Annotated in this window: 11 protein-coding genes and 2 pseudogenes; 6 read left to right on the top strand and 7 right to left on the bottom strand. The window is 62.4% G+C overall.

Features of this window, described 5'->3' with window-relative positions:
• Nucleotides 1–20 precede the first annotated feature (20 nt).
• The 5 genes from ACEK02_RS32165 to ACEK02_RS32145 form a co-directional block, all read right to left on the bottom strand.
• Complete coding sequence (locus tag ACEK02_RS32165; protein WP_371425802.1) at nucleotides 21–470, bottom strand: hypothetical protein; 450 nt, start codon at nucleotides 468–470, stop codon at nucleotides 21–23.
• A gap of 117 nt (nucleotides 471–587) precedes the next feature.
• Complete coding sequence (locus ACEK02_RS32160; RefSeq protein ID WP_371425800.1) at nucleotides 588–1130, bottom strand: cytochrome b; 543 nt, start codon at nucleotides 1128–1130, stop codon at nucleotides 588–590.
• Between the two features lie 144 nt (nucleotides 1131–1274).
• The gene (gene katG / locus ACEK02_RS32155) at nucleotides 1275–3569 is read right to left on the bottom strand and encodes a catalase/peroxidase HPI (protein WP_371425798.1); all 2295 of its coding nucleotides are present in this window, start codon (nucleotides 3567–3569) and stop codon (nucleotides 1275–1277) included.
• Nucleotides 3570–3623: 54 nt separating this feature from the next.
• Nucleotides 3624–4601, bottom strand: coding sequence for an iron exporter MbfA (mbfA, locus tag ACEK02_RS32150; RefSeq protein WP_371425796.1), 978 nt, complete (start codon nucleotides 4599–4601; stop codon nucleotides 3624–3626).
• A 236-nt stretch (nucleotides 4602–4837) separates the two neighbouring features.
• Entirely contained in the window at nucleotides 4838–5533 is a 696-nt protein-coding gene (locus tag ACEK02_RS32145) for a VIT family protein (RefSeq protein ID WP_371425794.1), read from the bottom strand.
• Nucleotides 5534–5775: 242 nt separating this feature from the next.
• Here ACEK02_RS32145 and ACEK02_RS32140 point away from each other — a divergent pair, with 242 nt between their 5' ends.
• Genes ACEK02_RS32140 through ACEK02_RS32130 form a run of 3 tightly spaced genes read left to right on the top strand, consistent with a single transcriptional unit; the run spans nucleotide 5776 to nucleotide 8000 of the window.
• The gene (locus ACEK02_RS32140; protein WP_371425792.1) at nucleotides 5776–6129 is read left to right on the top strand and encodes a Spy/CpxP family protein refolding chaperone; all 354 of its coding nucleotides are present in this window, start codon (nucleotides 5776–5778) and stop codon (nucleotides 6127–6129) included.
• A gap of 36 nt (nucleotides 6130–6165) precedes the next feature.
• Nucleotides 6166–6753 carry a cytochrome b gene (locus tag ACEK02_RS32135; RefSeq protein WP_371425791.1) on the top strand — a complete coding sequence of 196 codons (588 nt, stop codon included), beginning with the start codon at nucleotides 6166–6168 and terminating at the stop codon, nucleotides 6751–6753.
• Nucleotides 6750–8000 (top strand): APC family permease, encoded by a 1251-nt coding sequence (locus ACEK02_RS32130; protein WP_371425789.1) that lies wholly within the window; start codon nucleotides 6750–6752, stop codon nucleotides 7998–8000. Before ACEK02_RS32135 ends, ACEK02_RS32130 begins: the two co-directional genes overlap by 4 nt.
• Nucleotides 8001–8033: 33 nt before the next feature.
• On the opposite strand, the pseudogene ACEK02_RS32125 reads toward ACEK02_RS32130, so the two are convergent.
• Nucleotides 8034–9095 (bottom strand): annotated as a pseudogene (locus tag ACEK02_RS32125) (PAS domain-containing protein); the annotation flags it as partial.
• Nucleotides 9096–9460: 365 nt separating this feature from the next.
• Between ACEK02_RS32125 and ACEK02_RS32120 the strand changes: the two are divergent.
• The 3 genes from ACEK02_RS32120 (at nucleotide 9461) to ACEK02_RS32110 (ending at nucleotide 10584) form a co-directional block, all read left to right on the top strand.
• Nucleotides 9461–9769: a type II toxin-antitoxin system MqsR family toxin gene (locus ACEK02_RS32120; RefSeq protein ID WP_371425787.1), complete on the top strand. Its 309-nt coding sequence runs from the start codon at nucleotides 9461–9463 to the stop codon at nucleotides 9767–9769.
• Nucleotides 9770–9771: 2 nt separating this feature from the next.
• Nucleotides 9772–10197 carry a type II toxin-antitoxin system MqsA family antitoxin gene (locus ACEK02_RS32115; RefSeq protein WP_371425785.1) on the top strand — a complete coding sequence of 142 codons (426 nt, stop codon included), beginning with the start codon at nucleotides 9772–9774 and terminating at the stop codon, nucleotides 10195–10197.
• 69 nt (nucleotides 10198–10266) lie between these two features.
• Nucleotides 10267–10584 (top strand): zinc ribbon domain-containing protein, encoded by a 318-nt coding sequence (locus tag ACEK02_RS32110; protein WP_371425783.1) that lies wholly within the window; start codon nucleotides 10267–10269, stop codon nucleotides 10582–10584.
• Nucleotides 10585–10744: 160 nt separating this feature from the next.
• Here ACEK02_RS32110 and ACEK02_RS32105 read toward each other — a convergent pair.
• Nucleotides 10745–10875 (bottom strand): annotated as a pseudogene (locus tag ACEK02_RS32105) (MFS transporter); the annotation flags it as partial.
• Nucleotides 10876–10923 lie beyond the last annotated feature (48 nt).

Raw genomic sequence — 10923 nt, 5'->3', positions numbered from 1 at the left:
CTTCCCCGCAGCCCGAGCCATCATTGCCGCTCGACAAACTGACGGCCGCTCCACCTTAAGACCTTCGTCTCGCCATTGACCCCAGAGATCTCGATGCAGGCGGCGTCATTATCATGAAACAGTCGAACGTCGCGGGCGTGCACGGAAAGCACACGGCGATATCGCCCCTTCATCGAGTAATATACTTCGTGCAGGCACCCATTGGATTTGCAAAGGACAGAGCGGGTGCCGCAACGAAAATCATCGAAATGAAGGGCGACGAGTTCACCGCCGGGAATCGAAAGATAGAGCGCAAACTGCTGAGCGGCGGCTATCGATCCTCCGCAAACGCTCTCCCATTTTCGTACGATAGTGCGAAGTCCCGGCGACAATCGCTCAAGATGGTCAGGCTTCCAATTGTCCTGCGCCACTCCACCGAACGAGAATGCGGGTTCGAGCATTCTCAACAAGCAAAGAAGTGCCAGCGTCATCGTGCCAATTCGAGTCACTGCAATCACTTTGTCCGGAGAAACAGGAAGTCGTGTAATCCAGCTTCCACCCTAGGGGGAAACGGCGATTGATACATGTCAAAAGCAGGATCTATCGCGCTAAGGGCGCTGGTGCTCATCAATCAACATGCGCCGCATTACGCCATCGCGATAGACGAAAATGTGCAGCAAGGCCGCCGATATGTGCAATACAATCACGACAAGCAAAGCCCACTCGGCTACTTGATGCCACCCCTCCATTAGCTTTAAGTCCGAAGCGCTCTTCGAAGCCAGCATCGGAAGCGGTACGATCGAAAAGAGCGACAGCGACCACCCGCGGAAAGAGGCGAATAGCCAGCCGGTCAGTGTGGTCCCGAGCACAAGTGCATAAAGCAGCCAATGGACGGCCTCCGAACTGACGCGCTGCCATCCCGGAAGCGAACTTTCCGGGGCTACGGGATGCGTAATTCGCCAAATCAAGCGAACCGCGACGACCGCCAGAATAAGAATGCCGAACGAGACGTGAAGCGACATGGCGGCGCCGGGCGGCCCGGCGTGAATGTCGGGCATGAACCAGCCGATCGGGAATTGAACGAGCAGAAGTACCGCCACCGACCAATGTAGGATCTTTGCGGTATTCCCATAGTGCAAGCGTCTGTCCATGATGCTCTTTCACGCGTTAGATGACCGCACACGACGTCGCTCGATCGTCATGCAAAATGGCAAGCAGCGGACGAAAGGTCGGGCTGAATACAGCAACTGGTTGCCGTAGCCTCGCGCCGACCTACCGACTGCCTGTCAGAACTATCAAGCGTTTCGCACGTCGAAACGATCGAGCATCATCACCTTGTCCCACGCTTGGACGAAATCCTTGACGAAATGAGCATGCCCGTCGTCGCTTGCGTAGACTTCGGCAATCGCCCGGAGCTGACTGTTCGAGCCAATAATGAGATCGTTGCGCGTTGCGAAGAACCGCAATTCTCCCGTGGCGCGGTCGTCGAGCGAAAACTCCAAGTCCCGCTCGTCGCGTTTTTTCCATTCGTAGTCCATGCTGGTGAGCACGGTGAAGAAGTCGTTCTTCAGAACACCTACCCGGTCCGTGAAAATGCCGTTGGCCGAACCGTCATAATTGGCCCCCATCGCCCGCAAGCCACCGACCATTGCGACCCATTCTGGCGCTGTCAGAGAAAGCAGATGCGCCTTGTCGAGGAACATGTCCTCCGGGGCGAGATCCGGCGCTATTTCTGAAAACCGTTCATCAGCGTAATTTCGAAATCCGTCGACCACGGGCTTCAGCCATTCGGACATCTCGATGTCCGTCAGTTCCTGCGTGGTGTCTCGGCGCCCTGGCGTGAAAGGCACGACTACGGGTACTCCGGCATCCGAGGCCGCACGCTCCAGCGCAACGCAGCCACCTAGGACGATCAGATCGGCAAGCGATACCCGAACATCACCACGCTGCCTGCCGTTATAATCGTCGACGACGCCGCGTAGCGCTGCGACCACCGGCACAGTGCGCCGATTGACTGCCCAGTCCTTCTGCGGAGCCAGCGCCAACCGCGCGCCGTTGGCGCCGCCGCGCTTGTCGCTGTTGCGGTAGGTGGCAGCGGCCGAGAACGCGGTGAACACCAGATCCGATCCAGACAGCCCTGTCGCGATGATCAGCCCTTTCAGGATATTGATGTCCGCCTCACCGATCACGTCGTGCTGGCGCGGCGGGATCGGGTCTTGCCATAGCAGTTCGTTCTCGATGCGCTTTTCTGGACCCAGATAGCGTTCCCGCGGCCCCATGTCGCGATGCGTGAGCTTGTACCAAGCTTTCGAAAACGCCTGGGTGAAGGCATCAAAATCGCTGAGGAATTTCTCGCAGATTCGGCGGTAGTCAAGATCAGTGATCAGCGCGATGTCGCTGGTCATCATCATCAGCGGATTCATCTTGCCGGGGATGTGGGCGTCAGGAGTCTTGGGAGCATTCGGGTCGCTGGGCGTCCATTGCAGTGCGCCCGCTGGGCTCTTGGTCTGCACCCATTTGAATTTGAAGAGATTTTCCAGGTAGCTGTTGTCCCACTGCGTCGGATCCGGCGTCCAGCTACCTTCGATGCCGTTGGTCATCGTGTATTCGGCGAAGCCAGTGCCATCCGGATTCTGCCAGCCAAGGCCCATGGCCTCGATCGGCGCCATTTCGGGCGGCGGCCCGACCTTGTCGGCAGCGACCATGCCATGGCTTTTACCGAAGGCGTGTCCACCAGCGATAAGGGCGACTGTTTCTTCGTCGTTCATCGCCATGCGGGTGAAGGCTATTCGGATGTCGCGCGCCGAGCCCATCGGATCGCCGTTGGCGTAGGGTCCTTCCGGATTCACGTAGATGAGCGCTTGATGAGTGGCGGCGAGCGGATTTTCGAGGTCGTAATCGGCATCGCCATTCTTGCCGCGCCAACGCTTGTCCCGCGTCACCATGCTGTCCGAAGACTTGAATTCCTTCGGATCCCAGACCTCCGGACCCCAGTAGGTGGCATTGTCGGCTTCCCATGCGTCGCGTCGACCACCTGCAAAGCCATAAGTTGGGAAACCCATTATCTCTAGCGCGCAGGTTCCGGTGAGCACCATCAGGTCTCCCCAAGATAGCGCGCTGCCGTACTTCTTCTTGATTGGCCAGATGAGGCGCCGCGATTTGTCCGTGTTGCCGTTGTCCCACCAGCTGCTCACCGGCGCAAAACGCTGCAGTGCCTCGCCGGCCCCGCCCCTCCCGTCCGCAATGCGGTATGTGCCGGCCGCATGCCAAGCCATGCGGATCATTTGCGGGCCGTAATTTCCATAGTCCGACGGCCACCACTTAACTGACGTCGTGAGGAACTGTTTTATATCGCGCTTCAGCGCATCGTAATCGATCGCGTTGAAGGCTTCTGAATAGTCGAGATCACGGAGCGGATTGGCCTGTGGCCCGTTCTGATGGAGAATTTCAACTTTCAGGCGGTTTGGATACCAGTCCGACAGCGTCGGGGGTGACCCAAGGGAGCCGCCGATGCGATCGCCACCGAACGGGCACTTGCCTGTCATCTCATGGGTCGCGGTGTTGGTCTTGTCATTTTGAAGCTTGAGCATCGTGATGTCCTTCGCTGGTCAAAAACGGGGTCTGTCGTCGAAAGGGGCTAAAAACTAACTGCCACCGATGAGGATGCCGGCGGCCAGCACCAAGGCTCCCCCGACCACGATCTGGAGCGCAGCGCGCACGAACGGCGTTTCCATGTAACGGTTCTGGATCCAGGCGATCGCCCAAAGCTCGACGAACACCACAACGCCGGCGAGCGCCGTCGCCGTCCAGAATTCCGGAATGAGATACGGCAACGCATGACCGAGACCACCGATCGCGGTCATCATTCCGGATGCAAGGCCACGCTTGAGTGGCGACCCTCGCCCCGAGATCACGCCATCGTCGTGGGCGGCTTCGGTGAATCCCATGGAGATGCCAGCCCCGACAGAGGCAGCAAGCGCGACTGTGAACGTCGTGGAGGTTGATTGTGTCGCGAAAGCCGTGGCGAAGATGGGCGCCAGTGTCGATACCGATCCATCCATCAGCCCGGCAAGTCCAGGCTGCACCCAGGTCAGGATGAATTGTCGCTTGGCCTTGTCGTCCTCTTCATCACCCGCGCCATCACTTAGCGCTTCGTCTTTGAGGCTTGCGGCCCGGTGTTCGTGCTTGCGCTCCGCAGCGGCCAGGTCGCCGAGCAGTTTGCGGGTACTCGGATCGCTGCTTGCCTGAGCCGCCCGAACATAGAACTCCGCCGCATCGTCCTCCATGCGCGCCGCTTCCGACCGGATGCGTGCGAGACCGAGATTTTGCACCAGCCAGATCGGGCGCCGCGAATAGTACCCGGCCACGTGCTCGCGTCGGATCAAGGGAATCACCTTGCCAAAGCGGCGACGAAAACTGTCGATCAGCAACTGCCGGTGACCGTCCTCTTCGCTCGACATCTCGTCGAACATCGTTGCCGTAGCGGGATAGGCGTCGCGCAATTGCTCGGCATAGGTCGCGTAGATCCGGGCGTCGTCTTCCTCGGACGAGATTGCAAGGGCCAGCACCTCGGGTTCAGACAAATCGGAAAAGCGGCGCCGGGAGGGTAGGCTGAGCAACATAGAAACCTCTTTAGAATCGTTCTTAGAATAATTCTAAAAATGTTTAGGCCGAAACGTCTACGACTGCAAGGCCTAGGGAAAAGGCAGTTAGGCCGAGACGAAGCGTTCGAAGACCCTCAATTTGCTAGAGAATTCTCTGCCTTCCCTCTTCCGAGAAGAAAGCTATGAGGAACTCTGGAGGTCGCCCGCGCTTCAATCGCTCGCGCCCCACCACTCTATGCGCCGCAGTTTGTGGCTCACACCACGGTGCCGAATGCCGCGCCGATGGCGGCCGTAATAGCCATGGCGAAGCTGCCCCAGAATGCCACCCGCAAGGTCGGGCGCAGCAGACCGGCGCCGCCCGCTTTGGCACCGATGGCGCCAAGCACGCACAAGAACAGCAAGGCTCCGGCGGACACGATCGCGACCAGATGAGTCGCGGGCGCCACCAGCACCAGCAACAGCGGCGCCGCTGCGCCGACGGTGAACGTTGCCGCCGAGGCCATCGCAGCTTGCACCGGACGCGCCGTGGTGATTTCCGAAATGCCGAGTTCATCGCGCGCATGGGCGCCGAGCGCATCCTTCGCCATCAATTGCGCGGCGACCTCGCGGGCCAGACCGGTCTCGACGCCGCGCGCGAGATAGAGTTGCGCCAGTTCCTCTCGCTCGAACACCGGGTCGCTGGCCAGCTCCTTTCGCTCGCGGGCGAGATCGGCGTGTTCGGTGTCCGACTGCGAACTCACCGACACATATTCGCCTGCGGCCATCGACATCGCGCCGGCCACCAGCCCGGCGATGCCGGTGAGCAGCACGTTGCTGGTGGTGGCGTGCGCTGAGGCCACGCCGACGATCAGGCTTGCGGTGGAGATGATGCCGTCATTGGCGCCGAGCACGGCGGCGCGCAGCCAGCCGATCCGGGCCGTCAGGTGACGTTCGACGTGAACACTGCGCATGGAATCTCCTCGGTGGTCGCCGCGCGATGACGGCGGCGCAGCGTGGTCACGTTGCGCCCCATCCCAATTGATGTGCGTCAACTTGGTATGTGGGGAGCGGTGCTAGGCGGGGGTCCGACGGAGGTCACCCATGCCCGTTTTTTATACGCCTGATTGCAATCCTCGTCCTGTCGATGGCGTTCAGCTCGGCGGCTCCAGCCCAAAGCGTGCTGATTCCCGGCGCACTAAACGGGCCCGGCGCAATGGGGCCCGGCGGAGTGCGACGGCTGTGCTCGCCGCTCGCCATCGGCCTGGTCGAATGGCGGATCGCCTGGATCAGCCGGCTCCTGCAGCCCAATGACGGCCAGGCTCTATTGCTGCGGCAATTGGCCGATGTCTCGCTGCAAGCCAAACAGGCCATCGCCGCCGGCTGTGCCGACTCCGGCCAGTTGACCACCGCCACCCAACTCGATCGCATGGAGCGCCGGCTCGAAGGCCTCGCGGAAGCCGTGGCGCTAATGCAGCCGAGCTACGATCAGTTCTATGCGGCGCTCAATGAGCGCCAGAAGGCGCAGCTGGAAGCGCTCGGCCCGGCCCGCAGGGGATGGCGCTGGTAGATCTGCAACGCTTACCGTCACGACCGGAGACGCCCCATGGTTTTGCTCAATTCGTCGCTGCGTTACGGTTTCATCGTGCAGTCGCCGCTCTGGATCACGGTGCTGCTGGTCTCCTTCGCCTGGCTGCTCGGTGTGTTCGGCGATGATCTGCCCGGCAAGTCGTCGCAAGCTTTGGGCCTGTCGCTGCACATCACCGCCGGAATGCTGGTGCTGCTTCTGACCGTGGAGCGGCTCGGCTGGCGCGTCGACGCGCCGCCGACGTCGTCAATCGTCACTACGGCCACCTCGCGCCGTCTGCGGGCGGCCGCGCTGACGCAGGTCGCGTTGTATGGCCTCCTGATCACGGTGCCGCTGGTCGGCATCGCCGTGCAGTTCGCGCGCGGCGGCAGTCTGCCGCTGCTCGACCTGGCTCAGATCGCCTCGCCCTGGGCGGCAGACCGACCGCTGGCGCACACGCTGAAAGAGGTTCACGAACTGATGGCGCATGCGCTGATAGCCGCGGCCGCGCTGTATGCGGCGGCCGCGCTGCTGCATCACTGTGTTTTGCATGATAGAACCCTGCGGCGCATGCTGCCGGCGCCCGCCGCCACAACGGACACGTCGCGCGCGGCAGACGGGTTGTGAGCGTTCACCCCGCCGACGCGACGGTCACCGCGCCGGGCTCGCCACGGCTGTTGAAGGCACTGACACTGACCCATGCGGTGCTTTACGGTCTCGGCGTCACCATTGGTGCGGGCATCTATGTGCTGGTCGGTGTCGCCGCTGGCCGCAGCGGCATGCATGCGCCGCTGGCCTTCATCGGTGCCGCGCTGGTGATGTCCTTCACCGCCGCGTCCTTCGCCGAACTCGGCACCCGCATGCCGGTCAGTGCCAGCGAGGCGGCCTATGTGCAGGCGGCCTTCAGACGCGATTGGTTCAGTCTCGCCGTCGGTCTCCTGGTAGTCGCGGCCGCAGTGGTGTCGGCCGCCACCATCAGCGCCGGCAGCGCAGGCTATATCGGCGTGTTCGTGCCGCTGCCGCCGGGCTGGATCATCGCTGTCGTGGTGCTCAATATGGGGGCGGTCGGCTGCCTCGCCACCGTGCAATCGGTATCGCTCGCCGGTGTGATGACGGTGGTCGAGATCGGCGGGCTGGTGCTGATCATCGGCGCCGGGCTGACGCTCGGCGATGAGGTGATCCTGCGGCTGCCGGAAATGTTGCCGACCTTGCGCGAAGTCGGTGCCTGGAGCGGTGTTGCCGGTACCTCGCTGATCGCGGTTTTCGCCTTCATCGGCTTCGAGCATCTCGTCAACGTGTCCGAGGAGATGCAGCAGCCCAACCGCACGCTGCCGCGCGCTCTGTTCATCACCCTCGGCCTCACTGCGCTGATCTATGCGCTGGTAGTGTGGATCGCCGTGATCGCGGTGCCGCCCGCAACGCTGGCGCAATCGCCGGCACCGCTGGCGCTGGTGTTCGCGCGCCTCACCGGCCTGCCACTGATCACCATGAGCGCGATCGCCGTGGTGGCGACGCTTAACGGCATTATCGTCCACGTCATCATGATCGGCCGCGTGCTGTTCGGCCTTGCCGAACAGGGCAGCTTGCCGCGCGTCCTCGCCTGCATCCATCCCGTGACCCACACGCCGGTCGCGGCCACACTGGTCGGCGTCGCCGTCATTCTGCTGCTGGCGCTGGCGGTGCCGCTGGTCGGCCTCGCCGATCTGACCTCGCGCCTGACGCTGCTGATCTTCGCGGTGGTCAATGCCGCGCTGATTAAGATGCACTGGCGCGGCGATCCGGCGCCGGCCGGCAGCTTCCGCTGCCCACGCTGGGCGCCGGTCATGGGGTTGCTGACCACAGCGACGTTGTTGGTGGCCGACGCGTTCCAATAATTCGGAACGGGTCATTTAAAAGCGAGTGTGGACCCTGATCCTTTCAGGCATTCCCGGCGTCGCGGCGAACCACGCCGTCTCCCAGAAGGGCAGACCCAGCACATCCTTCGCCTCCGCATCCACGCCGGACAGAGCGACCGCGTTGGCGAAGACCAGCCTGCCATCGAGACCGATCAGGGCCTGATACTGGTTCGTGGTCTCCAGGATCGCACGCAGGTGGGCCTCGTTCGCATGCAGTTGCGCGGTCCGCTCCTCGATCCGGCGTTCGAGAGTCTCGTTGAGCACGCGCAGCTCGAGCTCCGCCTCCTTAGCGATCGTGATGTCGTGGGCGACCCCGATGAAGCCGATGAGCCTGCCCGCCGGATCCCAGCGGGGCTGAGACTCAGACCGGACCCAACGCCAGAGCCCGTCCGATCGTCGGTAACGGCTTTCGAGGACGAACGGCTTCAACGACGCTTCGCCTGCTACGCTCTCCCGGACCACGCGGGCCGCGTCGTCGGGGTGAAGGATGGTCCGCCAGTCGAAGGCCAGGGCTTCTTCGTAGCCCAGACCTAGAAATTCCAGGTAGGCCTTGTTGGCGAACGATCGGGTGCGGTCGAGGCGGGTGACCCACATGGGAACCGGAGCGCTGTCCGCGATCAGGCGGAAACGCTCCTCGCTCTCCCGCAGCGCCTCTCTGGCAAGGGCGCGCTCCGTGATGTCGATGTGCGCGCCAATCATCCGCAGCGGCTGGCCGTCGGCGTCCCGCTCGATCCGGGCGGCGGCCACGATCCAGCGGACCTCGCCGTCGCTCGGGCGAACGATGCGGTACTCGGACGAATAGCGGTCTGCGCCGCTTTTCAAAAGCTCGAGGAACTGTCGTTCCGCCCGCTCGCGATCGTCCGGATGCAACCTCGCGACCCAATCTTCATGGGTCTCGTTGGCGGCCTCCGGCGGCAATCCGTGAATGGCTAGATACTCCGGAGAACGGCGGTTCTTGAACCCGTCGCGCAGGTCGACGACAACGCCGCCGACCATCGCGATCCGCTGCACTTCCCGGAGTTCGTTTTCGCGGTCCCTAAGTTCTTGTTCGGACGCCGACAGATCCTTGTCCACGATTTCCCCGCCCGGTTGAGGCGGTGATCCCGCCGATGCACGGTCTAGCAACGGGCGCCCGAAAAGTCCGCCTCAATGCGCATCCGCGAGAGCGACGAAGGTTAAACCTGAATGGCGGACGGTCTTCGCTATTTCGGTGGCGTCCTACGCGTATCCAGTTCGGGTCGGGTAGGCTCGGCTGGGCGGACAGGCGGCCCGACGTCGCTGGTGTCCGCCGCGACCATGCTTTCGGGAGGCCTGCTCGCCCAAGCAGTGCGGCTCGGGCCGATGCGGCGTTCCGGACCGCCGCAATGGCGGCCACCCCACCCAACGGCCGATGCTCGACGATCTTGACGTGCCACCTTTATGGTGGCAAGTATTAGTCCATGGACAAGCGGAAGCCGACCTACGATCTGGCTGAGATCAAGGCGGTCATGGGGTCGGCGAGAACGCTGGCGATGACGACGAGCGCGTTGCAGGACGCGGCCGCCCTCGGCTTCGACCGTCAAGCGGTCTCTTTGATCGTGGCAAGCATCGAGCGGAAGATGTTTCTAAAATCGATGACGACGAAGGCGGACCATAAAGTCTGGCAGGACGTCTACCACGTTCCTGCCGACGACGGACTGGTCCTGTACGTCAAGTTTCAGTCGAACGTGGTGACGGCGTTCACCGTCGTATCCTTCAAGGAGAAGTAATCATGGCGCCGAAAGCGGCAACTCTTCCCAGGACGATGCCCTCTCCGGAGACCGGCGAGGCGCTGAGCCGAGGCACGCGTCCGTTCAAGGTGGCATACAAAGGCAAGAGCGTCGTCGTGAAGCTGCCCGGCTACTATCCGAAGAACGGCGGCGACGGCGTGCACGTCGGCGACGACATGAGCGTCGTTGATCTCGCCCTCCGGGTTCTCAAGGAGCAGGTCGATGGCATCCCGACGCCCGAGACGATCCGCAAATTCCGGACCAAGTTGGGACTCTCGCAGCGCCGGGCCGGCGCGGTCTTCCGCGTCGGGCCGAAGGCGTTCGACAAGTACGAACGCGGATTGATCGAGCCGAGCGGGCCGACCGTCCAACTGATCACGCTTCTCAATCGTCATCCCGAAATGATCAAAGAACTCAAGGCGTCTTAAGCGCTCCGCGATGAAACCGGTCGCGCGGCGTGGAATGAAGATCGATAATGACGCCAACAACGCATTTCGATGCAGGATGCTGCACCGGGACGGTTGATCCAATTGCTATCGTACAAGGCCGAACGAGCCGGTGGGATGGTGGTGAAGGTGGATCCCCGCAACACGTCGCAGGACTGTTCGTCCTGCGGATCGAAGGTCGTGAAGACGTTGGCGGAGCGGATGCACCGCTGCGCGTGCGGCGCGACGATTGATCGCGACGTCAACGCGGCGAAGAAGATACTGGATCGGGCCATGTCGGCCCACAGGCGGGGCAGGCCGCCTGGGGACGTCAACGTGGGGCAGTGGCCCGTGCGTCGTCCCGGAACCGCGGTGTCCGAAGCGGCCTAGCCGCGTCGGCCCGAACCAGGATTCCACACGGAAATCCGAATAGCCGTAATTATCTTCGCGAACAAAAGTATCGAGATTCCTGGATACGGCACCTAACCTTTCGTGCCAGGTTGAGGGACAGGCCGATCACGATGTGCGCGGCGGCCCATGCGAGGCATTAGCCACGCCAACCGATCGTAGCGACGCCACGGTGATCAGAGGACACCCGATCGTGCTGGCGAATCCTACAAGAAGAGTTATGCCGGTGACCGGTCGGCGAGCCTGGTCTCCGAATATGCGCCCCAGCAACGCTAGGCCGCTGGTAAACCGGTTACAGGCGGCCGCCAAAATACTGAATCC

The sequence above is a fragment of the Tardiphaga sp. genome (genome assembly GCF_041424195.1).
In the GTDB taxonomy this organism is placed as follows: domain Bacteria; phylum Pseudomonadota; class Alphaproteobacteria; order Rhizobiales; family Xanthobacteraceae; genus Tardiphaga.
This window is presented reverse-complemented; position numbering and strand designations above follow the sequence as displayed.